The organism is Bacillus sp. 0209A (assembly GCF_036765095.1).
Lineage (GTDB): Bacteria > Bacillota > Bacilli > Bacillales > Bacillaceae > Bacillus > Bacillus subtilis_G.
In genome coordinates this window covers 107,906-131,075 of sequence record NZ_JBAIZV010000006.1, presented here as the reverse complement: position 1 = coordinate 131,075, position 23,170 = coordinate 107,906, and the positions used below count along the sequence as shown (strand labels likewise).

The following is a 23,170-nucleotide window of genomic DNA, read 5'->3' as shown; positions in this document are numbered from 1 at the left end:
AAACGACCTTCACGAAGAGGTCGTTTTTGATTTTTTGATAACAATTTCCACACGCCGGTTTTCCTTCATGTGTTCGTTTGTCTTGTTATCCTTTACAGGTTTTGTATCCGCATAACCTACAGCGATAAAGCGCGTTGAGGGAAGTTTCTCTTTTGATGTGAAGTATTGAATGACTCCGCTTGCGCGTGCTGCTGACAGCTCCCAGTTAGACGGATATCGGTATGTTGCAATATTTCGGCTGTCTGTATGGCCCTCCACCTGAATGTCATTTGGAATGGTTTTCAGAAGAACGGCAATTTGTTGAAGAAGTGTTTCAGCATTTTTCAGCACCTTGGCCTCCCCTGAATCAAACAGCACAGACTCCTGCAGAACGAGTACGACACCGCGTTCATCCCGTTTGGCTGTCATTTGGGCCTTCAGGTGATGGTCTTTTATATATGTATTTACTTTCTTGAGAAGCTGATCCTGCTGATCCTTTTGCTTCTTCGCATTGGCTGGCGATGTGTTCTTTTTTTCTATGGACGTTTGGTCAGGCTGGATCCCGCCGCCTTCCTTTTGGATCGATTCGACTGCCGCTTTAAATTTTTGCAGATCAATTTGGGACATCGAAAAAAGTAAAATAAAGAACACAAGGATCAAAGTGATCAGATCTGAAAAGGTGACCAACCAGCTGGATGAAGATCGTCTATTTTTCCCGCTTCCTTTCCTTCTTTCAAACCGTTCTCTTCTAAGCTTCATGTATAGATCCCTTTTTTGTTTTTACTTGATTTGGCTGCTTCCGCCATTCTTCCCGGGAGCTGAAAACGACGAGCTGGCTTTCGAGGTTACGAGGGTTTTTTCCGGATTGGATTCCGATAATGCCTTCCACCATTACTTGCTTGATGAAGATTTCACTTTCTGTTTTTTCTTCGAGTTTGGCGGCAATCGGGTTGAACACCATGTTTGCCAGCAATGAACCGTATAAGGTTGTTAAAAGCGCAACGGCCATATTTGGCCCAAGCATGTGCGGATCATTTAAGTTTTTAAGCATTAGCACGAGCCCGACGAGTGTTCCGATCATTCCCCATGCCGGAGCGAATTCCCCCGCTTTCTCAAAAACACGCCGTCCTTTGCGGTGCCGTTCCTCCATTGCCGCGATCTCTGAATCCATGACGAGCCGAATCGTTTCTTCATCCCAGCCATCAATTGCTAAAAGCAGCCCTTTTTTCAAGAATGGATCTTTGATTTCCCGGGCCTGATCATCCAATGATAAAAGCCCTTGTTTTCGCGCGTGATCCGAAAGAGAGACAAAGATTTTCACGAGATCTTTCACATTGTCTTCCTGGCGGATAAATGCCTGCTTTAGCACAGAGGGCGCTTTTCGCAGCTCTCTCGGCGGAAAACTGATAAAAACAGCGGCGCATAGCCCCCCTGTAACGATGAAGAAAGAGGTCAGATCTAGAAAAGAGCGGAAACCGCTTATTCCTGATCCCGAAATTATTCCGATCACAATCATAATCGTTCCTAACACAAAACCAACAGGTGTAAGATAATCAAAACGTTTCATCATTTCTCCTCATGAAAAAAGCAAGAATTCACCTTAGAGGTGAAGCTTGCTTTCTAGTTTTTCTTATGACTTGGTTGACTGCCTTAGCTCTATACGGTGCGGCAGTTCGACAATATGCTCTTCAACCGGCTCTTTATTCATGAGCTTCGTCAGCAGCCTCATCGCAACGGCGCCAATATCGTATGTCGGCTGAACCACTGTTGAAAGCTGCGGACGAACCATAAGGCTTAATCTCGTATTATCAAAGCCGATAATGTCGAGATCCTCAGGAATGGATAAGCCTTGATCCTGAGCCGCATGGATAATGCCGAGTGCCATTTCATCAGTTGCAGAAAGTATGGCTGTCGGTTTTTTGTCCAGGCTCATCAAATGTTGCAGCGCTTCAAGTCCGGAATCGTATGTGTAATCCCCTTCAGCAACAAATTGTTCATTAAACGGAAGATTCGCTTCTTGAAGCGCACGTTTATAGCCTTGAAGTTTTTTCGAGCGGTTGATCGGTTCTGTCATTGGTCCGGAAACGAATGCGATGTCTGTATGTCCTTTATCAACCAAAAGCTTCACTGCATCATAAATCGCCTCTTCGTAATCGATCGCGACTGACGGTGTTTCCTCCTGCTCTTCTACAGAAGCGGCAAGTACGATCGGCACTGGGGAACGCTTGAATTCCGCAACATGCTCGTCCGTAATGTTTCCGCCCATAAACACGATGCCGTCCACTTGTTTGCCGAGCATTGTGTTTAACAGGTGCAGCTCTTTCTCCATGTTTTGGTCCGAGTTGCTCAAAATGATGTTGTATTTATACATTGTCGCGATATCTTCAATCCCGCGTGCAAGCTCTGAATAGAAAATGCTTGAGATATCGGGAATGATGACTCCTACTGTTGTTGTTTTTTTGCTTGCCAGTCCTCTTGCCACCGCGTTTGGACGGTAACCGAGACGGTCAATGGCTTCCAAAACTTTTTTCCGCGTTGTCGGTTTTACATTCGGGTTGCCGTTCACAACACGGGAAACAGTTGCCATGCTTACATTAGCTTCTCTCGCTACGTCGTAGATCGTAATATTGCTCATCCTAAAACCACTCCTTTTACTGGATACACTTATCCTTATCTATAGCATAAACACTTTATGTAGAGAAATGTCATAATGTCCAAATTTATGTCGTTTATGATTTGTAAGCGTAAGTCAGTAGTTTACATTATTTTTCATTATTCATCAAATTTAAATACTTCTCATGAAATTATACACGTTTTTATAGATGATGAAAACGTATACTTGGATTTTATAACTAAATAAACGAGAAAACACAAAAAAAGGCCGCAGACGCGGCCTTTTTATTGTTTACTAAGCGTTGACTTTCACCATTGGTTTCAGTTCATTCAGCCATTTTTCGAATTCAGGAATCGCCATTTGCTGAGCAGAGTCAGAAAGTGCGACTGACGGATCAGGGTGAACCTCAGCCATTACGCCGTCTGCGCCGATCGCTAAAGCAGCTTTAGCTGTCGGAAGCAAGAGGTCGCGACGGCCAGTTGAATGCGTCACATCAACAAAGACAGGCAAATGCGTTTCTTGTTTCAAAATCGGTACAGCAGAAATATCCAGCGTGTTTCTCGTTGCTGTTTCATATGTTCTGATACCGCGTTCACAAAGAATGATTTGATCGTTTCCTTGTGACATGATGTATTCAGCGGCATTGATGAATTCAGAGATGGTTGCAGCAAGTCCGCGCTTCAGAAGCACTGGCTTTTTCACTGCGCCTGCCGCTTTCAGCAATTCAAAGTTTTGCATGTTGCGCGCTCCGATTTGAATCACATCAATGTAGTCCAGCGCTTCTTCGATATGAGCCGGAGTTACGATTTCACTGATCACTGCCAGATCAAATTCGTCCGCTACACGTTTTAAAATTTGAAGGCCTTCAACACCAAGACCTTGGAAATCGTATGGGCTCGTACGAGGCTTAAAGGCTCCTCCGCGCAAAATTTTAATTCCTTGTTTTTTCGCAGCTGCAGCCACTTCAGCCACCTGCTCGTAGCTCTCTACCGCACATGGCCCGACAATAAATCTTTGCTGGCCGTCTCCGATTTTTTCACCTTTAATATCTACAATTGTATCTTCAGGTTTTTTCTTGCGCGAGACAAGCAGCGCTTTGCTGTGATCTTCTTCCTGAAGCTCTAAACCGGCTTTGAATATCTCTTTAAAAATGTGCTGGATGGTGGAGTTTTCGAAAGGACCATCATTGTTTTCAATGATATTGTTTAACATTGTGCGTTCTCTGACAGGGTCAAATCGATTGACACCCTGTGCTTCTTTCGCTTTACCGATCTCTTTTACAACATTTCCGCGTTCGTTGATTAATTTTAAAATTTGTAGGTTTAATTCGTCTGCTTTCTGCCTTAAAAGCTCTAACTCTGTGTTGCTCATTTTTTTCATCCTTTCCCTGCACATTCATTTTTTATTTTGTAGTTATCATGCATCTTACTATAAGTAATTCCAAATGGAAATACTGAAATAAAAAAAATTTTATAAAAACTCCTCTTTATTACCCAAACGCTTTTAAGTGATAAAGTGATCTATGAAGCTATCCTACATCATGTGAGGGCAATGTTCAAGGGTTTTTTCAAAAAAAAAAGCGCCAGATTGAATCTGGACGCTTTTTTCTATGACAAATGCTGCTTGATGCCCGCTTCTGTAATTTGTGAATGTGAGGTATGCCATTTCACTTCACCGTTTTGGATGACGAAAACCTGAGGGCTTTCGTGCTTTACGCCGTATGTTTCTGCGATGAAATTTGACAGCGGCCGGGCTTCTTGTACTTGCAGATAGTAAGCCGGCACATCCTCATGCTGATTTGCAAAGGCAACAAACTCATGAAATGCTGCCTGGCTGATCGGGCATGTGGTACTGTGTTTAAAGAAGACGAAAGTGCCTTCCTGTTCTGCAATCCGTTTAAATTCTTCCTCAGATTGAATAAGCTGTTTTGCCATGGCTCAAGATCTTCCTTCCCGGCTCAGCGATTGATATGCTCAGCCTGTTTTTGCGCATCTTTCAGTTCGTCTTTTACATCTTCTTTCGTTTGAAGGACCTGATCTTTTGTTTCGCCGGCCGCCTGCATCGCTTCTTCTCTCATTTCTTGCATATCAGTTGATGAATCCGTTTTTGCAGATTTAGACCGGTCTCTTAAATCCTTCACCTTGTTCATGATCTGCCCTGACTGATCCGCTACAAGCTGTGTGATGTTCGATGTTTTGTCTTTTGCGATGCTGACATATTGCGTGCCTTTTTCCTTCGCATCTGCCGTCATTTTGTCAGTTTTGTCCCGCAAAGCAACAGCTTGGCTGCCAAGATCGTCACGAAGTTCTTTGCCTGATTTCGGCGCTAGAAAAAGAGCGGTAGTGGCACCGATGATTCCCCCGATTAAAGTTCCGATTAAAAAATCTTTACTATTAATTCCATCTTTGCTCATCATTATTCCTCCTCATAGTTTTTTTTCTCTTACAGAGCCGACTTTTTCTTTTGCTTCCATTTCTCCCAAATTTCCATTGCTGCTTGGCTCCATGTGACAACTTGATTGATCTTGTCTTGATTTTCTCTTACTGATGCCGATACAGACCCCGCCGCCTGTTTCATGGATGTATTGAACTGCTGTACAGAAGTGCCCACTCCTTGAACAGCATGGACGACCGTGTTCAACTTTTCTGATTTTTCCTGAATATCTTCAGCCAGGCGGTTGGTCTTATGTAAAAGCTCGGCTGTTTCAGTTGTGATGCCCTTCATTTGTCCCTCCAGCCCTTCGAGAGTGGATGCGACATGTTTTAGGGTCAGCTGCAGTGACTTCAATGTCTTAGACAAGTAGATCACTAATACGAGAAATGCGACTGCGATGAGTGCAACGCTTAAATAAAGAATAATAATCATCTTAAACCTCCTTGCTGCAGGATATACTGCTGTTTACCCGTTTTCATAAATCATAAACATGTATACTGGGCTGTATACATAGTATTCTCCATTATGTAAGAAAATCCTTTAACAAGCTTTCCATCAGATAAATAAAAAGCAGTGAGAACACTGCTTTTTTATTATGCCATGACGTTTTCGTAGGCTCTCATATATTTTTGAATATCTCCTGCTCCCATAAAGATGAGAACGGCTTTTTCATGAGCTTTTAAAACAGATGTATCATGTTCTTCAATGAGCTTTGCATTATGAATTTTTCCCTGCAGGTCGCCGATCGTCAGCTTTCCTGCATTCTCCCGGGCTGAGCCGAAAATATCGCATAAATACACACAATCAGCCCCGCTCAGGCTTTCTGCGAATTGGTCAAGGAATTGGTGCGTCCGCGTAAATGTGTGAGGCTGGAATACCGCGACGATTTCACGATCAGGATATTTCTGTCTTGCCGCCTCAATTGTCACTTTTATTTCTGTCGGGTGATGAGCGTAATCATCAATCAGCACTTGATCCCCGAGCTGCTTCTCATTGAATCTGCGTTTGACGCCGCCGAATGATTTGAGGGCATGCTTAATGATGTTGGAATCAATTTCTTCATAATGGCATAACGCAATGACCGCCAATGAGTTTAATACATTGTGGTGGCCGTACGCAGGAATATAAAACGTATCATAGAATGTATTGCGGACAAATACATCGAAAGTTGTCCCTTCCGTGCTTTTTACGATGTTTCTGGCTTGAAAATCATTTTCTTCCCCAGTGCCGTAATACACAACCGGGACGTTCGCATGAATTTTCGGCAGATGCTCATCATCTCCGCAGGCAATAATGCCTTTGTTGACTTGAAGAGCCATCTCTTGGAAAGCGTCAAACACATCGTCAATGCTTGAGAAGTAATCAGGGTGATCAAAATCAATATTCGTCATGATCGCGTAGTCAGGCTGATAGCTTAAGAAATGGCGGCGGTATTCGCACGCTTCAAATACAAAGTATTCGCTGTTTTCATTTCCCTGGCCCGTTCCGTCCCCGATTAAGAAAGAGGTCGGTTTTGCGTTTTGGATCACGTGAGCCAGCAGGCCCGTAGTCGACGTTTTTCCGTGTGCGCCCGTAACGGCAACACTGGTGAATTTTTTCATATAGTCGCCTAAAAACTTATGATAACGTATCACCGGAATTCCTTCAGACATGGCTTTTTCAATCTCTGGATGCGTGTCTGGGAATGCGTTTCCGGCAATGACTGTCATGTCGGGTTTGATATTATCCGCGCTAAAAGGAAGAACCGTAATATTTCTTTTTTCAAGCGCTGTTTGCGTAAAAATAAACTTTTCGATATCCGATCCTTGGACAGTATATCCATTATCATGAAGTATTTGGGCAAGCGGACTCATACCCGTCCCTTTTATTCCAACAAAATGATAAACAGTCATAATTGTACCTCCAACAAACGTCTATCTGTTCCCCAGTATATGACGCTCATTTCAATTTGCGACCGCGGCGGCGAAAAGCCGCCCTTAGCGGCGTATTTTTATATGTTTTGTTATGTTCAGTATCCGGTTATTTCTTTCCGATTAAACCTAGATATCAAGATTTGTCTATGCGCATCTGCTGTAAAGCGGCATAGCTGTTAAATGCTCTAAACACTATCATACCATGTTTGGTGTGAAAATGAACCCATATTATTCGTTTATTAAATCACTTGCTGTGATCAGCACCTCACGAGGTTTGCTTCCTTTTGCCTCAGAGATCATGCCTTCCGCTTCCATCATATCAATCAGCCTTGCCGCGCGATTGTATCCGATTCTGAATCTTCTTTGCAGGCTTGAAGTGCTCGCGCTGTTTTGCTCAACCACATACTCACACGCTTCGTCAAACAGTTCATCCTCTTCTTTCAGGGCTGAGCCTTGTCTTACCAGCTCTTCTTGTTCAAATAAATAGGTTGGCGGCATTTGATTTCTGACGTGGGAAACGACGCGGTCGATTTCGCGGTCCGATACAAAGTTGCCTTGCAGGCGGACCGGTTTTCCCGAGCCGTTTTCCAAAAAGAGCATATCGCCTTTTCCGAGAAGCTTTTCCGCACCGGCTATATCAATAATTGTTCGGGAATCAACCTGGCTTGAGACAGAAAATGCGATTCTCGTCGGGATATTCGCCTTAATCAGACCGGTAATGACATCGACTGACGGCCGCTGAGTTGCGACGAGCAGATGGATTCCGCACGCTCTGGCTTTTTGGGCAATCCGCGCAATGCTCTCTTCGACATCATTTGGAGCCACCATCATCAAATCAGCAAGCTCATCAATAACCACAACTAAATAAGGCAGCTTTTCGCCCGTGTGATGATCTGCAGTTAATTGATTAAACCGGTCAATGTCGCGGACTCCCGAATGGGCAAACAGCTCATAGCGCCGCTCCATTTCCTCAACGACCCATTTTAAAGCAGCCGTAGCCGCTTTGGCGTCAGTGATGACCGGGCTGACGAGATGAGGAATTTTATTGTAGGGAGCCAGCTCTACCATTTTCGGATCAATCAGCAGCACCTTTACTTCACTCGGATCAGCTTTATACAGCAGGCTGACTAATATTGTATTGATGCATACGCTTTTCCCCGAGCCCGTAGCACCGGCAATCAAGCCATGCGGCATTTTCTTCAAGTCGATGACGACAGGGTTTCCTGAGATATCCAATCCCAGTGCTGCTGTAAGCGGTGACTTGCTTGTCCTGAAAGCTGGGCTGCGAATCATCTGGCGTAAATCAACCACCTTGCTCGTGCGGTTCGGAACTTCAATTCCGATCGTGTTTTTCCCCGGAATCGGCGCTTCGATCCGAATATCTTTTGCGGACAGGCTGAGTTTAATATCATCAGACAAGTTGGTGATTTTATTCACTTTTACGCCTGGCTCAGGATGCACTTCGAATCTTGTGACAGACGGCCCCTGGGTCACATGGACGACATTGGCGCGGACATTGAAATTTTTCAGGGTCAAATCAAGAAGCTGGCGCTGTTCTTCGATCCACGCAGTATCATCTTGAACTTGCGCTGGCGGGACGTCAAGCAGTGCAACATTCGGAAACACATAGCTGCCGCGGCGCTCCTCTGCTTTTTGCTGTTTGTGCGTATCTCTTTTCAGCATCATGACATTAAAAGGAACGGACGGCCCTTTTTGAGGAGATGCGCTTTGTTCAGTATGTTTCTCCTGCATGACAGGCCTTTTTTGCGATTCATCTGCAGCTGCATGTGTCTCTTCTTCACGGATCTCCCTCCGGTTTTCACGGGCTTCAGAAAACGGTCTGGAACCCAGTTCCATGTTGTCATCGTGCTCCGATTCTATATGATTGTCTGGCTGAACATCTATCTTCGTGTCCTCAGTTTCTATTATGCTGCCTGATGGCTCTTCTGATTCTTTGGCTTCTGTTTCTGCTTGAGTCAGAGCCTCAGATGCTGAACGCCCATAGCCAGCATGCGAGAAAGGCTCTTCCTGTTGAATTTCTATTTGCTCTTCTCGAACAGCAGGGGTCTCAGCAGTTTCTGGCGCGCTTGCGCGGTCATTATTTACTGCGCTGTCTGACGGCTCTTCCGATAATTCAGCCTCAGATACTGCCTCTGTCAGAGACTCAGGTGCTTTTTGTTCCTCATCATGTTCAGCTTGGAAGACAAGTTCTTCTAATTTCTCAGGCTGTTTTACTGCTAGTTCTTCTTGATTCTCAGCCGTTTCAGTGTCTTCAAGGTTTACACTGCTGTCTGACGATTCTTCTTGTCTCTCGGTCACGGTATTTGTCAGTGTCTTAGGCTTTTCATCAGGTTCAGCAGCGAAGAAAGACGCCTCTTTTTCTGGCTGCTGAATGCCGGATGCAGCTGGCCCTTTGTTATCTGACGGCTCGGCTGGGTTCTTCGCCAGCGCTTCATCACGCTCTGCAGACTTTCCGTTTAAGACACCAGAAGGCTGTTCTTCAAATTGGGGATCCCGGAGGAAAGACCCTTCTTTTACGTGCTGTTCCGCTCTGTCAGCAGCTGGATCTGTATAGAAGCGTTCACGTTCAATTTCTTCTGACAGCAGTGTTACCTTCTCTTTTTCAACAGATTTGTCCGGTGCCTTCAATGCGTCAGAAGGCTGTTTCGGCACATCCTTATTGACGGATGGTTTTTGATTGAATCCATATATAGGCGAAGGGATATTTGTCGGTTTAAACGGTTTCTTCGCCGGCTCTGATGTTTGATATGTATGCTGCTCTTTTTCATTTTTCGGGCGGTCCTTGTGCGGTGCGGCGCTTGGTCGGGGCGCGGATTGCGGCTTGTCCGAAGGTGCGCGGCGCCTTCTCAGCTCATGATTGTTGTATCCATCAGGCACGACTGGAAAACGGAACTTGCCGTTTGGATATTCATAATATATTTTAGGATCTTCCAATCTTTTTAATTGTCCTTCGGAATGATGTACTTCTTGTTGCTGCGGAATTTGAGCGGGTTTTGTTTCCCGTTCAGCATCCTCTTTGCTCTCGCCTAAAAACAAATCAAAAAATTTATGAAGCCAACTCATAATTTATCTCTAACTCCCTTATAGTTTTATGGGACGTTTTTTAGTATACCATTGCTGGTCTGCCCAGAAAAGATTAAGCTTTCAGCAAAACAAAGCCGCTAAACAAGGGCTTAGCGGCTTTTCACATGATTCGTTTTTTTGGGCGGATTTATGGGAGTCTAAAACTGAAATGCGTCTCCCGACTCATGGTCTCCTTCTAACACAAGGATTCCTTTTTCAGCCGGAGCATCCGGCAAAGCGAGCTCTTTTGCTGAACAGATCATTCCGCTTGACGGAACGCCGCGAAGCTCAGCATCCTTAATGACAAGTCCGCTCGGCATCACAGCTCCGACTTTGGCAACGACCACTTTTTGTCCTTGGTCAACATTAGGCGCGCCGCAGACGATCTGAAGCGTTTCTTCTCCTACATTGACTTTACATACGCTTAATTTATCCGCGTTCGGATGTTTTTCTTTTGATTCCACATATCCAACAACAAACTTCGGAGATAAATCAACGACTACTGTTTCTTCAACGCCGTTTCGGTTTAGAATCTCATTTACATCTTGCACGAACGTTTCTGAGAGCGTAACAGGGCCGTTTTCATCAATGGTCAAGTAAGAAGACGCGTTGAAAATGTTGAAGCCCGTTGTTTCCTTTGTTTCGTTATTAAAAATTTTAACGACATCGCCGTGTTTTTCATAGCCTATTTGTTCGCGTGTCACATCTTGAAGAGAGATCAGAAGCGTGTCTCCCACACCTTCATTATTATAAAATGCGTTCATAAGTAAAAATCCTTTCTAATCCTTTTTCGGACGGCTTTTCGCCAGGATAAACACCGGTTCCAGCTTTCCTTCCTTGTACAAAAATGAAAGGGCTGTAATGGGAACGGTGCCGCCAGCAAAGAAGCTCATCGACATTTGCCCTAGAATATCATACCCCGATTCATTCCGGATGTCAGCAAGAATCAGAACGTCCTGATGCGGAACAGAGATCGCCAGCTCACCTTCTGCACGTTCCTTGTACTCATTTAAAATCGCTTCGTTCAGAATCCGGCTGGCGTCGTAACCGTCGTTTGCTCTGAAGAAATAAAAGTGATTGCCCGCAACTGTATCCTCTTTGACAACCGCCGGCAGGGAACGGAGATTAAATGCAGCCGTCTCTCTGATCCGCTCTTTTGTCCAGTTTTCTTTCTCAAGCATGCGCTGATCGATTAAACGGTAGGTTTTCCCGAGGTCAAGCGCGTAATAAATTCTTGTCTCTGCGGTATGATCATCATAAATGAGCGGAATATCTTCGCTGGACTTGTCCGGGAAAGAAGTCGAGCGGATCACCGGGTAAATACGGCTTTCTTTTCCGGACATTTCCTGAGCCTTCCCTTCCATTGCCGTCATTGCTTCTGAGACGTAATACACAATTTCATCAATGGCTTCGTCTTTTTTCAGCTCCCATTTTGCAATAATCGGCGGCAGGTCGAGCGTAATTCCTTTTTTGGTCGTTTGATCCTCAACACGGAGGGTGTCTTTTTCTCTGTCAAACAGAAAGGAGCGATTCACGTGCTGAAGGCGCTGTTTCAGGATATCTGACAGCTTCCTTGAGGTCATTTTCAAACCGATGTCCTCCTTTACGCTTTAGCGAGAGAGTCTGTTAAAAATTGTTCAATTTCTTCTTTTGTTTTGCGGTCTTTGCTCACAAAACGATTCACTTCTTTTCCTTCATTAAATACCACAAAGCTTGGGATTCCGTAAATTTCCCACTCTGCACATGTATCAATGAATTTGTCGCGGTCTACGTAGTAGTAAGTGAATTCAGGGAAGTTCGCTTCCAGTTCAGGCAGAAAAGGCTCTACAAAACGGCAATCAGGGCACCAGTCAGCTGAAAACATAAATACCGCCCAATCATCCTTTACCGCTTTTTCCAGCTCTTGAGTTGATTCAATTTTTTTCATTTCTTATCCCTCCAGTTGTTATTCTTACATGTTGGTTTATCGATACTCGTCCATTTGGATCATACCAAACTGCTTGCGGCAAAACCACCTATATGCAACGAATGAATATGTAAGATTGGCTTTCTCATTATCATTATCATATTTTATTTGCATTATCAAGCTCGTTTCGTTTAACATCGTGTTCATGAGGGTCAAATTTACAGATGGACATACATAAGGAGGGATTCAGTATGAAGTTTATCGTCTATTTAGCTGGAGAAATCCACAGCAATTGGCGGGAAGAAATCAAAGAGAAAACAAAATCACTGAAGCTGCCGATTACGTTTGTCGGCCCGATGGAAAATCATGACCGCTCAGACAATATCGGAGAAGAAATTGTGGGCGTTCAGCCAAATGCCGTTTTGAAGGATGACAAAGCCTCAGACATGAACAACTTCAGAACCGCTGTCCTGATGAATAAAGCAGACTTTGTGATCGCTCTGTTTGGCGAAAAATACAAACAGTGGAACACGGCAATGGATGCCTCATATGCGATTGCAAAAGGAAAACCCCTGATTATCATCCGGCCGGAATCGCTCCATCATCCTTTAAAAGAGCTTTCCAACAAAGCAAATATAACGGTTGAAACCGTGAATCAAGCCATTAAAGCCCTCTCCTATCTATTTGAAACAGAATAAGAAAAAAGCTTGTCGAGCCGGGCTTACTGCCCCGTTCAACAAGCTTTCATAAAATCTTACATATTTTCTTTAATCGCAGCCACCGTCTGCTTATCGCAGGCTGTCACAAGTTTGATGAGCATTTCTTTAGCAGCAGCATAATCATCAATATGAATGATCGAAGCGTTCGTATGAATGTAGCGTGAACAAATGCCGATAACCGCTGACGGAACACCGCTGTTCGAAATATGAACTCTGCCCGCATCCGTTCCCCCGCCGGATACAAAATATTGATACGGAATGTCATGCGTTTCCGCCATATCAAGAACAAATTCTCTCATTCCGCGGTGCATGACTGTCGTTCTGTCAAGAATGCGGAGCAAAAAGCCTTTTCCAAGCTGGCCAAATTCATTTTTGTCTCCGCTCATATCGTTTGCCGGGCTGGCATCGAGGGCGAAAAACAAATCCGGTTTAATCATATGAGAAGCCGTCTGCGCGCCTCTCAGCCCTACTTCTTCCTGAACCGTTGCCCCCGCATAGAGCGTATTCGGAAGTTCTTTTCCGTGCAATTCCTTCAGAAGTTCAATGCTCAAGCCGCAGCCATACCGGTTATCCCATGCTTTTGATAAAATTTTCTTTTCATTCGCCATCGTCGTAAAAGGGCAGACAGGCACAATCTGCTGTCCCGTTTTTATGCCGATTTTAATAGCGTCTTCCTTATCATCCGCTCCAATATCGATCATCATGTTTTTGACATCCATCGGGCGGTTTCGCTGAGCATCTGTCAGCAGGTGAGGCGGTATGCTTGAAATCACACCCGGAACCGGCCCGTTATCTGTTTGAATTTCAACTCGCTGTGCCAGCAGCACCTGGCTCCACCAGCCCCCAAGCGTCTGAAATCTGAGCAGCCCGTTGTCTGTAATGGATGTGACCATGAAGCCGACTTCGTCCATATGCCCGGCTACCATGATTCTCGGTGCGCCCTCTTGACCCTTTCTGACTCCGAAAACACTTCCCAGTCTGTCCTGAACGATGTCATCGGCATATTTAGCCAGCTCCTGCTTCATAAAAGCACGAACCTGATGCTCATTGCCCGGCGCGCCGGGAAGCTGCGTCAGTGTTTGGAAAAGCGCTTTCGTTTCTTGATTCATGTTTTCCCCTCATTTCTATGTAGTCCCTTTATTTTATTCGAAAAAATCTAGTTTTCCAAGCACCGTGACCGAATCTGCTCCATCAGCCGCGTATTGCTTAACAGGATTTGGCGGTTTCTGTATAATGAAAAGTACGATCAACCAGGAGGTGCTATATTATGAAATTGCGTCATCTTCTTTTAGGAGCAGGACTTGGCATTTGTACGGCCGTCGTTGTGAAACAGTATGTGATGAAGCCTTATATTTCATCAGAAAAAGCGCTTCGTATCGTAAAATCCGCTTTTAAGCAGCGGGGGCCGATTGACGGATCATGGATTTACACCCAGCCGGAGCCTTACAAAGTGAACGGAGAAACGGTACAGGTATACAAAACCGGCATTACACGATCCGCTTTCGGAGAATTAGAGCAGTATGAAGTCATGGTGGACGCGAAAACGGGGGACATTGTAGATGTCATTGATACAATCGCCTCCTAACGCCGGACAGGCATAAAATAGAAGCCGCTGCTCAAGCAGCGGCCCTTTTTTATGATATCGCGCGGATCGGTTTGTATACCGGATACCACATCGCATCCTGCACAGCCTGTATGATGTCTTCAGGCTCTTCCGTCGCAACGCCTTCCTTAATCGCGGTTTTAGCCACTTCCACCGCAACAGTTGCCGATACAGTCCGCAAATCCTCTATCTTCGGCAGCATCGGCGCGCCCGGCACTCCGACATTGACCATACTTGCGATCGCCCGGGCACATGCTTCAAACATGCCATCGGTTATTAATTTTGATTTGGTGACAATCGTTCCAAGCCCAAGGCCCGGGAAGACAAGCGCGTTGTTTGCCTGGCCGATATGGTACGTCACGCCGTTATATTCCACTGGCGGGAACGGGCTTCCTGTCGTGACAAGCGCGCGGCCTTCTGTCCATTCGATCAAATCCTGAGGTTTCGCTTCAGAAAGAGTTGTCGGATTCGACATTGGCAAAATGGCCGGCCGTTTCACATGTGAAGCCATTTCTTTTACAATTTCTTCAGTAAACGCGCCTGAAACAGTTGATGTCCCGATCAGAATCGTCGGTTTCGCCTGCCAGACCACTTCAAGGAGATCAATACCTCCGCCTTCTCCCTTTCGCTGATAATCCTTGACCTCATCAGCCGAACGTGCGTATGGCTTTTGGAAATCAAAAAGCTGTTCCATATCATCTGTTAACAATCCGTTTCGGTCTATGCACCAGAAGCGTTTGAAAGATTCTTCCTCACTCAATCCTTCTCGCACCAAAGCCTCGCGCAGCTGTTCAGCAATCCCGATACCTGCCGTGCCCGCTCCGAAGATGACGACTCTGTGATCTCTCAGCGGCACTTTAGACGCTTTTGCACAGGATAAAACGGCCGCCAGTGAAACAGCGCCTGTACCTTGGATATCATCATTAAACGTACAAATCTTATCTTTATACCGTTTCAAAATGCTGCGCGCGTTTTTCGCCCCGAAATCTTCCCAGTGCAGCAATGCATTCGGGAATGTTTCTCTCGCCAGCGCAACATAATCGTCAATAAATTGGTCATAGCGTTCCCCGCGCACTCTGGAATGCTGGTTGCCGACATAAAGCGGGTCGTTCAAGAGGCTCTCCTGATTTGTCCCCGCATCTAAAACAACAGCCAGCACTCTGCTCGGATCTATGCCGGCAGCCGCCGTATAAACCGCTAGCTTGCCGATAGAAATCGCAATCCCGCCGACACCCCAGTCTCCGATTCCTAAAATACCTTCCGCATCAGTTGCTACAATTAAATCGATCGTATCGCGTTGATCTTTATACTGTTTAAATGCTTCTCTCATACCGTCTGGGTCATCGATTGACAAATAAAGCCCTCTTGGCTTTCTGTATTCATGGCTGTATCTCTGGATCGCCGTTCCCACTGTCGGAGTATAGACAATGGGGAGCATTTCCCCTAAATGGTCATTTAAGAGTCGGTAAAACAGCGTTTCGTTCCGATCATGCAGCGCGGTTAAATAGACATTTTTGCTCAAATCATCAGGCTGTGCGGAATATTGTTCGTACGCTCTTTTCGCTTGATCTTCAATCGTTAATACCTTTGGCGGCAGAAAGCCTTTTAAACCTAGTTCTTTTCTTTCTTCCTCAGTAAAAGCAACACCTTTGTTCAAAAAAGGAACAGAGAGTACTTCAAGGCCTCTTAACGTTGTTTGAATGTCTCCTTCGTTTGTTACTTTGAATTGTTTCACCCTGCCTCTTCCTTTCTGAGCATAATTAGTACTAGGTTTGCATTATTAGCCGGAAAACATGCAGGGCAAACATTAAAATATGCTATGGCTTCTTGCGCTTGACTGCATCTTTGATGCTTCCATCCTCATCCCATTTCAGCGCGTGATACTGGGCGTCATGGTAAAAAATAAACCAAGCGTCTTTTTCCGCCGCAAATGCCTGCCATTTCTGCTTTTGCGGTATAGAGGTCATTGGATAATCATCATAAGCCAGCACCCATAGCGGATTGCGGTGGGCGTGTGTCGGCATTAAATCTGCCATATGTACGGCGGTTTCACCCGCATCCTCGCATATTAGCACACTGTGTCCGTCGCTATGGCCCCCGGTATGATGCATCGTAATCCCCTCTGTGATCGTTAAGGTGTCTTCAAAGGTTTTCACTTGGCTGGCAATAGCCTCCCAGTTTTCTTTCCAATACGTATTTTTTGATCTGATATTCGGATGACGCATTTCATTCCATTCAACAGCCGATGCATAAATCACTGCATTCGGAAAGACAGAGACGAGCTGTTCTCCTTCATATTCTGTTAAACCGCATGCGTGGTCGAAATGAAGATGTGTCATAGCAATCACGTCTATATCATCAACCGTTAATCCGAGTGCCGCTAATGATGGTTTCACATTCGACTCTTGTGTCACGCCATAGTTTCGTTTTTGTTTTTCAGACATCTTTCCGGACCCGATTCCTGCGTCGACGATGATATTGAGCCCGTCCTTTTGAATGAAAATAGGGTCTGTCCTTAGTTCAATCTGGTTATTTTCATTGACTGGATATTTTTTAGACCATAACGGCTTTGGAACGACGCCGAACATGGCGCCTCCGTCCATATGTGTCACGCCTCCGTCAAGCCAGGTCAACGTGATATTTCCGATTTTCATTGTTTTCATTTTCATCCCCCCTGTCATCATGGTAGCAAACGGCCCATAAAAAAAACAGACTCCTGTATCAGAGTCTGTTTTACGTTCTCCATTCAACCTCAGCCCGATAGATCGGCTGGCCAAGCGCTGAAAATTTTTCTTCATATTCTGTCATAATATTGCCTTCCAGATTGCTGTTATGCAAATCGAGACTGACATATGTCAGCAGCAGGCCGTATTCAGAGAAGCTCTTCAAAGAGTACTCAAACAAGCCGCGGTTGTCCGTTTTAAAATGAATCGCTCCGCCTTTTCCCATCACTTCTTCATATTTTTTGAGGAAGTGGGAATACGTCAGACGGCGTTTTTCATGACGGTTTTTCGGCCAAGGATCAGAAAAGTTCAAGTAGACCCGATTGACTTCACCCGGCTCAAATACATCCGTCAGCGTGTCCGCATCTATATTCAGAAGCTTTACATTCGTTGCTTCGCTATCTTTTACTTTTTGGACGGCTGTCACGATGACGCTTTTAAATAACTCAATCCCAATATAATTGATGTCTGGATTTTGTTTGCCCATTCCAGAAATAAATTGCCCTTTTCCTGTCCCAACCTCGATATGAATCGGATTGTCGTTGCCAAACACTGTGTTCCATTTCCCTTTATAATCAGCAGGGTTGCTGATGGCAATATGTGCGTTTTCAGCCAAAAAGTCATCAGCCCAAGGCTTGTGGCGCATTCTCATATGATTGACACCTCTATCTATTATTTCGACTAACAACATACCATGAATTAAAAAGACCCGCAAGCTCGTTTTTTAAAGCGTGCCCGCTAAAGCTGAGTATATAAAAAAAAGAGGTTTCCGTCTGCCGGAACACTCCTTTCACATGTATAAAAACGCTCTGTTTTGAACAATTTAACCCGTATGATACTGAAGGGATGTGTACCGCTATGGGTTTACATTATGAGCATCAAGTTCATTTATTAAAGGATATATTGACTGACCATCAATTGGACTGCTGCGGAACCGTCGCAGAGTACGAACAGCTTGAGCGTGTGATTAAATCGCTGATGGCAAACACCGAGCTTGATTCAAACTTCAAAAACGTGCTGGAAGATGTTTACCGCTATAGCCAATCAGGAATATCGTCGAAATCCATCGACTCACACATACAAGAGCATCAGAACAGCCTGTCTCAATGGGTAGAGCAAATGAATTCGTATTCCTGATTATTCAACGATGCGTTTCATGAGAATATGCAGTTCTTCCATTGCATCATGAAATTCTTTATCATTGCCTTTTGCTTTATGCCAGGCAATGAAAGTGATTGTTTCAGATAACACATACCAAGCCATTCGTAAGCGCAGGCTCTCTGTTAACTCAATGCCGTACATGCTCAGCCAGCTCTCCCAAGCTGGCTTTTCGACGTAGTGGTACAGCAAAGGCCCTAGATCCATCGCCGGATCAGCGATCATGGCGCCGTCCCAGTCAATTAAATACAGCTGGTTGTCTTCAGACAATAGCCAGTTATTATGATTGACATCACAATGGCAAACGACTTTCTCACCGAAATGCACTTCATGCAGATGTTCTTCTAAATACTTGATGCCTTCTTGAATCAGCGGTGAAGATTGCTGCACAGCAAATACAGCCTGCTTGAGCTGAGACAGAAGAGCCCCCGGGTTCAGCGGTTCTTTTCCAAGTCTCTTCAACATGTCCAGCAAGGCTTTTGATGTGTGTATTTTACGAAGCAATTCAGCAACGGGCCGTCCGCTCATATCTTTAGGCTTCAGCTCTCTGCCGGTCATCCAGTGCTGGGCCGTAATCACGTCCCCATTTTCCATCCGTTTTGTCCAAACCAGCTTCGGAACAATGCCTTCGGCGGATAAAACAGCTAAAAAAGGTGAGCTATTACGTTTTAAAAAAAGCTGCTGCCCGTTATGTTTCGCATAATATGCATCTCCTGTAGCTCCTCCGGCGGGGAAGATCTCCCAATCGCTACCTAGTAATTGTCCCAACCAGTTCATATCAATGTTCAACCCATCATTTCTTAAAATATTTTAGAATAAAGGCTAATCGTCTCTAGTCTATCCAGCGAGTGCCTTTTTCGTACGAATCGTATGAAAATAAAAAAGACAGCTATTGAGAGTCTCATATGCTAATCAATAGCCGTCCTTTAAATTTTAGCGCTATAGCACAAACTTCGTCAAGCAAAACTCTTAAGATCTGATGCTAAATATAAGATAACTGTTCCGATGCCGTTTACCGCAACCGCTTTCTTGATTTCTTTCGGATCATGCCGAAAACCTGATGTATCACTTAAAAGCAGGTACGTCTTGTCGTTTGGCAGCTTCCATTCAACAGTTTCCGGACTCGCGTGGTGGATAACGATGATGTCTTCCCATTCATCAACCTCGCCGAGATCAGAAAGCCTGAATGCAATGAGGTGTTCTTTTAGCGTCAAACATTCAAGATGGCGCTGGATATCTGCAGCCGACCTGAGACGGAACGCCGGATGCGTTTTTCTCAGCGATATCAGCCTGCTGATATAGTCAACATCTTTTTTGAATGTATCACGGCGATCCCAATCCAGCTGGTTAATGCTGTCACTGGATTGATAACTGTTTTCCACCCCCTGCTTCGTCCTGAAAAATTCCTGGCCGCTGTGTATGAACGGCACTCCTTGGGCAAGCAAGATAACCGCGGCTGCAAGCCTTTGCCTGCTCCTCTTACGGCTTTCAGTTTCTTGAGGAAGCGCAAGGTCCATTTTATCCCAAAAAGTGTGATTGTCGTGTGACTCAACATAATTGATGGACTGGCTGGGTTCAGGAACAATTGGTGCAAATGCCTTCCATCCCGAAGACCCGGCAATTCCGTGCATAACGGCTTCCGCTGCTTCACCGCCGCCGAGCGCAAAGCCCGCTGCCGTAAGGTGAAAGGTGTTCCCTTTCACAGCATCACGAAACGTATCATTGAAAAAGCCGATGCCCGGCATTTTTGAAGCGTTCGCCAAGGTCGCTTTCTGTTCATGCGGCAGCGGTGTCGCCAAATCCCATCCTTCCCCAAAAAGCAGGATTCCGGGCTTTACCGCAGTTGCTTGTTCTTTGATGTAAAGCACGGTGTCAATATCTAAAATACCGAGCAGATCAAAGCGGAAGCCGTCGGCATCGTATTCCTCAATCCAGTAGATGACGCAATCCGCGATGAATTTTCTAGCCATCCGCCTTTCTGAGGCGATGTCATTTCCAACACCGGTGCCGTTTGACGGCATCCCAAATTCGTCATGCCGAAAAAAATAACCGGGCACTGTCTTTTCAAACGATGACTTCTCCCGTTCATACACGTGGTTAAAGACGACATCCAGAATGACTCGCAGGCCGTGCTGGTGAAGGGTGTTGACCATATGTTTTAGCTCTGTTTTTCTTGTTTGAGGATCATGAGGGTTTGAGGCATAGCTTCCCTCTGGGGCAAAGAAATGGAGCGGGTTATACCCCCAATTGTAAGCATCAAGCGGCTTCTCTTCATCAACTCCGGCAAAATCATTTACCGGCAGCAGCTCTACATGTGTAACGCCGAGCTCTTTTACATACGCCAGCCCGGAAGAACAGCCATTTGCGGTTTGCGTTTCTGTTTCCGTCAGCGCTAAGTATCTCCCCTTGTTTTTCATGCCGCTGTTTACATGGATGGAAAAGTCGCGGATGTGCATCTCATAGATCACGGCATCCACAGGGTTTGAGAATGGTGCGGCCGAATCAACCCAATTTATCTCATCCGGGCGCAGGACGACGCCCTTCTCTCCATTTACCGTCACGACCTTTGCATACGGGTCAACGGTTTCCGTCCATTCTGAATTGTTGCAGATGCAGAACACATACTCATATCCGTGGAGATCGCCGGTGACCGTAACGGTATAAACGCCTTTTTCCATCCGAATCATTTGGAAGGTGCGCCCGTTTTTTTCAGGATGGGAAAGCTTGACAGCAGCTGAGGCTGCGGCAGGCGCCCATACTTTAAATTCAGTATAATCCGCCGTATAAACAGCCCCAAGCTCTCCGTCATAATAAAATACATCATCAAACGCGTCCGTCCGGATGACCGCGCCTATTTGGAGATCCGTTTTGTCGCCGCTGGACGCTCTCACAGCATGTGTTGTTCCGAGAGTCACTGGACGGTCGGATGCGCAGACGTACTTGTATTTTCCTTCAAGCAGATATTCCTCTCTGACAGCCAAAGGAATATCTGTTGTTTCTGTCTCAAGCCGAAAAGGCGGTTTCATGATGCCTTTTTGTTCAGCAGGAATTAGAACGGTAATGATATTCATGTCATCGACATACGCTTCGAAGCTGCGGCGGATGCTGACCATCGGAAACTCTCTCCTCCAAACACATTTTAAGTTTTGATCCTTAGGGGTGAAGGACTCGATGCCAAACGAAACGGGGTGGTGCCCATGATTTCTCCGTCAGCGTGAAACGGAATTTTGTTCTTCGTGTAAAACGTAATGTCCTTTGCTTTAAACATCGTAACGCCGTCCATTTTGATATGCTTACCAAATGCCATCAGACATAATAGCCAATATTTTTTCAAAAACGGCTGATTTTCAACGATCACGATATCAAATGCCTTTTCGCGCGGATTTGCAAGTGGCGCCGCCTTCATGCCGCCCCTATAGAATGGGTGGTTGGATACGACCGCAAACCAGACATCATGAAATTCTTGTGTTTCTCCTTCAACTGTACAGGCTAACGAAAACGGTTTGAAGGTGGCGGAGGCGCGCAAATGGGAAAGCGGATAAACAAGAAATCGAAGGCGCAAAAAAAGAAAAACCCGTCTTAACGGAAATTCCAGCGCCTTTTTATTGACATATGCGTCAAACCCGATCCCGATATGATTCATAAAATAAAGAACCTGCGATTTATCCTGAAAGAAATTGACGCTCCCTAAATGAAAGGATCGGGTTAACGGACGCTTCTGCTTCCTGATTTCGTGCATCAGATCCACTTTTTTGATAGAGAATCCCCGCGAAAAATCATTATACGCGCCCGCCGGCACAAAGCTCAGTTCAATATCGTCAACATCTTTCAGCCCGTTGACAACTTCATGCATAGTTCCGTCTCCGCCAATGACAATCAGCCGCTTCAGCTTATATTCCTGTATCGTTGAAATCTGCCTGGCGAGCACCTCGGCGTGCCCCGGATGTTCAGTTAAAAATGAACGATGCTCAACCTTACGTTTGATCAGTTCCTTTTGAATGGACTTCCAAACACGCAGGCCGTTTCGGCGGCCTGCTGTCGGATTAATAATAAAAAACCAATGGCTCATCTTTCTCACCTGCTTATGTTATGAGAAAACCGCTCATATCGTTCTCTTTCACTCCAGCCACTCTTGTCTGCGATAGGAGTCAGACATGCAGTAAGACAGCAGAGCCTTTGCAGCCTTTACCTGATGATGTTTAATCGGGGCAGTGTTTTTCTTCTGCCGCTCAATCCATTCTTCCGCGCCCCGCTTATCCGCTATTTCTAAGCCGTATGGCGGCTCCGGATAATCGATGTACGACGTTCTGCTCAGAAGCAATTTTCGAACCGGAATATCAGCCTGTTTTTCCTTTATGATCTTTGAGACAACGGATTCCGTACGAAACAGGCTCAGCCCCGGATTTAACACTGATGCAGTCTGAGAAGCTGTTTTCTTCTCCCAAAAACGATTTTTAGACCCTATGTACACACTGTCTTCCTCCGCCTCTAAGAAAGAAACGCAATAAATCTCAAGGGGAGAAATAATCACAATGCTTAATTCAACCGCCGCCTGCTGAATTTTCAGCACAGGCTTATACATAACGAAATAAGAATCAGGCAGCTGCTGGGTCAGATAACGCAAAATGCGGTCCTGCTTCACCTGGTTTGAGAGATGGGATATTTCTGCAAGAGTAGAGCTAGCCCATTTGAGCTGAAATTCATATAAATGTCTTTTATAAAAGGAAGCAAGCGCCATCCTGCTCTTCGGCAGCCTTACATGTAAATTGTCTTCTTCCTCAAACCATTGGTGTCTCTCTTCTTGTATATCGGCTTTTATCTCTTCTTTTCTTCTTTTCAAAGAAAATTTTTTTCGTTTCTGCACCGGTTCCGGCTCTTCGGCACTGGCTTGTTTTTCTTCATGCTGGCGCTCCGCTGCCTCTAATAGTGAAAGCCAGCGCTCTTTTTTCAGCCGTACAAACTGGTTTATATAATGGTACGGATCAAGCTCATATCTTGATATATAATCATGAATTTTGATGATTTGTGCCATGTTTGT

24 protein-coding genes are annotated in these 23,170 nt (G+C 45.3%); 3 read left to right on the top strand and 21 right to left on the bottom strand.

The genetic code is table 11. The features are described 5' to 3' along the window. Window positions 1-9: 9 nt before the first annotated feature. From motS to V6D44_RS18690, 13 genes are all read right to left on the bottom strand, one after another. Window positions 10-738, bottom strand: coding sequence for a flagellar motor protein MotS (gene motS, locus V6D44_RS18750; protein ID WP_087992828.1), 729 nt, complete (start codon window positions 736-738; stop codon window positions 10-12). Further along, entirely contained in the window at window positions 728-1,546 is an 819-nt protein-coding gene (motP, locus tag V6D44_RS18745; RefSeq protein ID WP_333516803.1) for a flagellar motor protein MotP, read from the bottom strand. The genes motS and motP overlap by 11 nt, the downstream gene beginning before the upstream one ends. Window positions 1,547-1,609: 63 nt before the next feature. Next, entirely contained in the window at window positions 1,610-2,614 is a 1,005-nt protein-coding gene (gene ccpA / locus V6D44_RS18740) for a catabolite control protein A (RefSeq protein WP_087992830.1), read from the bottom strand. A gap of 273 nt (window positions 2,615-2,887) precedes the next feature. Continuing rightward, window positions 2,888-3,964, bottom strand: a complete 1,077-nt coding sequence (locus tag V6D44_RS18735; RefSeq protein WP_003223454.1) for a bifunctional 3-deoxy-7-phosphoheptulonate synthase/chorismate mutase — start codon at window positions 3,962-3,964, stop codon at window positions 2,888-2,890. A 236-nt stretch (window positions 3,965-4,200) separates the two neighbouring features. Further along, complete coding sequence (gene ytxJ, locus V6D44_RS18730; RefSeq protein ID WP_087992831.1) at window positions 4,201-4,527, bottom strand: bacillithiol system redox-active protein YtxJ; 327 nt, start codon at window positions 4,525-4,527, stop codon at window positions 4,201-4,203. A gap of 23 nt (window positions 4,528-4,550) precedes the next feature. Next, the gene (locus V6D44_RS18725) at window positions 4,551-5,006 is read right to left on the bottom strand and encodes a YtxH domain-containing protein (protein ID WP_087992832.1); all 456 of its coding nucleotides are present in this window, start codon (window positions 5,004-5,006) and stop codon (window positions 4,551-4,553) included. Between the two features lie 29 nt (window positions 5,007-5,035). Beyond that, a complete protein-coding gene (locus tag V6D44_RS18720; RefSeq protein WP_148962358.1) occupies window positions 5,036-5,458 on the bottom strand; it encodes a DUF948 domain-containing protein in 423 nt (140 codons plus the stop codon). Window positions 5,459-5,619: 161 nt separating this feature from the next. Further along, a complete protein-coding gene (gene murC, locus V6D44_RS18715) occupies window positions 5,620-6,918 on the bottom strand; it encodes a UDP-N-acetylmuramate--L-alanine ligase (protein ID WP_253268481.1) in 1,299 nt (432 codons plus the stop codon). Between the two features lie 249 nt (window positions 6,919-7,167). Next, entirely contained in the window at window positions 7,168-10,023 is a 2,856-nt protein-coding gene (locus V6D44_RS18710) for a DNA translocase FtsK (protein WP_202326903.1), read from the bottom strand. A 158-nt stretch (window positions 10,024-10,181) separates the two neighbouring features. Further along, entirely contained in the window at window positions 10,182-10,787 is a 606-nt protein-coding gene (gene ytpR, locus V6D44_RS18705) for a YtpR family tRNA-binding protein (protein ID WP_333516799.1), read from the bottom strand. A 15-nt stretch (window positions 10,788-10,802) separates the two neighbouring features. Beyond that, on the bottom strand, window positions 10,803-11,612 hold the full coding sequence (locus tag V6D44_RS18700; RefSeq protein ID WP_087992837.1) for a DUF1444 domain-containing protein: 810 nt from the start codon (window positions 11,610-11,612) through the stop codon (window positions 10,803-10,805). Window positions 11,613-11,626: 14 nt separating this feature from the next. After that, the gene (locus tag V6D44_RS18695) at window positions 11,627-11,950 is read right to left on the bottom strand and encodes a thioredoxin family protein (RefSeq protein ID WP_003237915.1); all 324 of its coding nucleotides are present in this window, start codon (window positions 11,948-11,950) and stop codon (window positions 11,627-11,629) included. Window positions 11,951-11,986: 36 nt separating this feature from the next. Further along, window positions 11,987-12,103 (bottom strand): hypothetical protein, encoded by a 117-nt coding sequence (locus V6D44_RS18690; protein WP_141113422.1) that lies wholly within the window; start codon window positions 12,101-12,103, stop codon window positions 11,987-11,989. A gap of 77 nt (window positions 12,104-12,180) precedes the next feature. On the opposite strand from V6D44_RS18690, the gene V6D44_RS18685 reads away from it, so the two are divergent. Continuing rightward, window positions 12,181-12,627, top strand: coding sequence for a YtoQ family protein (locus V6D44_RS18685; protein WP_087992838.1), 447 nt, complete (start codon window positions 12,181-12,183; stop codon window positions 12,625-12,627). Between the two features lie 56 nt (window positions 12,628-12,683). Here V6D44_RS18685 and V6D44_RS18680 read toward each other — a convergent pair whose 3' ends face one another. Further along, window positions 12,684-13,757: a M42 family metallopeptidase gene (locus tag V6D44_RS18680; protein WP_333516798.1), complete on the bottom strand. Its 1,074-nt coding sequence runs from the start codon at window positions 13,755-13,757 to the stop codon at window positions 12,684-12,686. 158 nt (window positions 13,758-13,915) lie between these two features. Here V6D44_RS18680 and V6D44_RS18675 point away from each other — a divergent pair, with 158 nt between their 5' ends. Continuing rightward, on the top strand, window positions 13,916-14,233 hold the full coding sequence (locus V6D44_RS18675) for a PepSY domain-containing protein (protein ID WP_333516797.1): 318 nt from the start codon (window positions 13,916-13,918) through the stop codon (window positions 14,231-14,233). A gap of 49 nt (window positions 14,234-14,282) precedes the next feature. Here V6D44_RS18675 and V6D44_RS18670 read toward each other — a convergent pair whose 3' ends face one another. From V6D44_RS18670 to trmB, 3 genes are all read right to left on the bottom strand, one after another. Beyond that, window positions 14,283-15,986: an NAD-dependent malic enzyme gene (locus V6D44_RS18670; protein WP_333516796.1), complete on the bottom strand. Its 1,704-nt coding sequence runs from the start codon at window positions 15,984-15,986 to the stop codon at window positions 14,283-14,285. An 82-nt stretch (window positions 15,987-16,068) separates the two neighbouring features. Then, window positions 16,069-16,914, bottom strand: a complete 846-nt coding sequence (locus V6D44_RS18665) for a YtnP family quorum-quenching lactonase (RefSeq protein ID WP_176365299.1) — start codon at window positions 16,912-16,914, stop codon at window positions 16,069-16,071. A gap of 70 nt (window positions 16,915-16,984) precedes the next feature. After that, window positions 16,985-17,626, bottom strand: a complete 642-nt coding sequence (gene trmB, locus V6D44_RS18660) for a tRNA (guanosine(46)-N7)-methyltransferase TrmB (protein WP_087992842.1) — start codon at window positions 17,624-17,626, stop codon at window positions 16,985-16,987. Window positions 17,627-17,832: 206 nt separating this feature from the next. Between trmB and V6D44_RS18655 the strand changes: the two genes are divergently transcribed. Beyond that, on the top strand, window positions 17,833-18,111 hold the full coding sequence (locus V6D44_RS18655) for a YtzH-like family protein (protein WP_087992843.1): 279 nt from the start codon (window positions 17,833-17,835) through the stop codon (window positions 18,109-18,111). Here V6D44_RS18655 and V6D44_RS18650 read toward each other — a convergent pair whose 3' ends face one another. From V6D44_RS18650 to V6D44_RS18635, 4 genes are all read right to left on the bottom strand, one after another. After that, window positions 18,112-18,909, bottom strand: a complete 798-nt coding sequence (locus V6D44_RS18650; protein WP_003223423.1) for a phosphotransferase family protein — start codon at window positions 18,907-18,909, stop codon at window positions 18,112-18,114. Between the two features lie 179 nt (window positions 18,910-19,088). After that, window positions 19,089-21,245: a type I pullulanase gene (gene pulA, locus V6D44_RS18645; protein WP_253268484.1), complete on the bottom strand. Its 2,157-nt coding sequence runs from the start codon at window positions 21,243-21,245 to the stop codon at window positions 19,089-19,091. 26 nt (window positions 21,246-21,271) lie between these two features. Beyond that, the gene (locus tag V6D44_RS18640; RefSeq protein ID WP_087992844.1) at window positions 21,272-22,201 is read right to left on the bottom strand and encodes a YegS/Rv2252/BmrU family lipid kinase; all 930 of its coding nucleotides are present in this window, start codon (window positions 22,199-22,201) and stop codon (window positions 21,272-21,274) included. Window positions 22,202-22,249: 48 nt separating this feature from the next. Then, on the bottom strand, window positions 22,250-23,164 hold the full coding sequence (locus tag V6D44_RS18635) for a hypothetical protein (RefSeq protein WP_087992845.1): 915 nt from the start codon (window positions 23,162-23,164) through the stop codon (window positions 22,250-22,252). Window positions 23,165-23,170 lie beyond the last annotated feature (6 nt).

Coding starts and splice junctions, on each gene's coding strand:
- V6D44_RS18665 (WP_176365299.1), bottom strand. CDS start 16,914: ATGAAAACAATGAAAATCGGAAATATCACGTTGACCTGGCTTGACGGA.
- V6D44_RS18695 (WP_003237915.1), bottom strand. CDS start 11,950: ATGAAAAAAATTGAATCAACTCAAGAGCTGGAAAAAGCGGTAAAGGAT.
- motP (WP_333516803.1), bottom strand. CDS start 1,546: ATGAAACGTTTTGATTATCTTACACCTGTTGGTTTTGTGTTAGGAACG.
- V6D44_RS18635 (WP_087992845.1), bottom strand. CDS start 23,164: ATGGCACAAATCATCAAAATTCATGATTATATATCAAGATATGAGCTT.
- V6D44_RS18735 (WP_003223454.1), bottom strand. CDS start 3,964: ATGAGCAACACAGAGTTAGAGCTTTTAAGGCAGAAAGCAGACGAATTA.
- V6D44_RS18710 (WP_202326903.1), bottom strand. CDS start 10,023: ATGAGTTGGCTTCATAAATTTTTTGATTTGTTTTTAGGCGAGAGCAAA.
- V6D44_RS18690 (WP_141113422.1), bottom strand. CDS start 12,103: ATGCAAATAAAATATGATAATGATAATGAGAAAGCCAATCTTACATAT.
- V6D44_RS18675 (WP_333516797.1), top strand. CDS start 13,916: ATGAAATTGCGTCATCTTCTTTTAGGAGCAGGACTTGGCATTTGTACG.
- motS (WP_087992828.1), bottom strand. CDS start 738: ATGAAGCTTAGAAGAGAACGGTTTGAAAGAAGGAAAGGAAGCGGGAAA.
- V6D44_RS18720 (WP_148962358.1), bottom strand. CDS start 5,458: ATGATTATTATTCTTTATTTAAGCGTTGCACTCATCGCAGTCGCATTT.
- ytpR (WP_333516799.1), bottom strand. CDS start 10,787: ATGAACGCATTTTATAATAATGAAGGTGTGGGAGACACGCTTCTGATC.
- V6D44_RS18725 (WP_087992832.1), bottom strand. CDS start 5,006: ATGAGCAAAGATGGAATTAATAGTAAAGATTTTTTAATCGGAACTTTA.
- V6D44_RS18655 (WP_087992843.1), top strand. CDS start 17,833: ATGGGTTTACATTATGAGCATCAAGTTCATTTATTAAAGGATATATTG.
- ytxJ (WP_087992831.1), bottom strand. CDS start 4,527: ATGGCAAAACAGCTTATTCAATCTGAGGAAGAATTTAAACGGATTGCA.
- trmB (WP_087992842.1), bottom strand. CDS start 17,626: ATGAGAATGCGCCACAAGCCTTGGGCTGATGACTTTTTGGCTGAAAAC.
- pulA (WP_253268484.1), bottom strand. CDS start 21,245: ATGGTCAGCATCCGCCGCAGCTTCGAAGCGTATGTCGATGACATGAAT.
- V6D44_RS18640 (WP_087992844.1), bottom strand. CDS start 22,201: ATGAGCCATTGGTTTTTTATTATTAATCCGACAGCAGGCCGCCGAAAC.
- ccpA (WP_087992830.1), bottom strand. CDS start 2,614: ATGAGCAATATTACGATCTACGACGTAGCGAGAGAAGCTAATGTAAGC.
- V6D44_RS18680 (WP_333516798.1), bottom strand. CDS start 13,757: ATGAATCAAGAAACGAAAGCGCTTTTCCAAACACTGACGCAGCTTCCC.
- V6D44_RS18685 (WP_087992838.1), top strand. CDS start 12,181: ATGAAGTTTATCGTCTATTTAGCTGGAGAAATCCACAGCAATTGGCGG.
- V6D44_RS18650 (WP_003223423.1), bottom strand. CDS start 18,909: ATGAACTGGTTGGGACAATTACTAGGTAGCGATTGGGAGATCTTCCCC.
- murC (WP_253268481.1), bottom strand. CDS start 6,918: ATGACTGTTTATCATTTTGTTGGAATAAAAGGGACGGGTATGAGTCCG.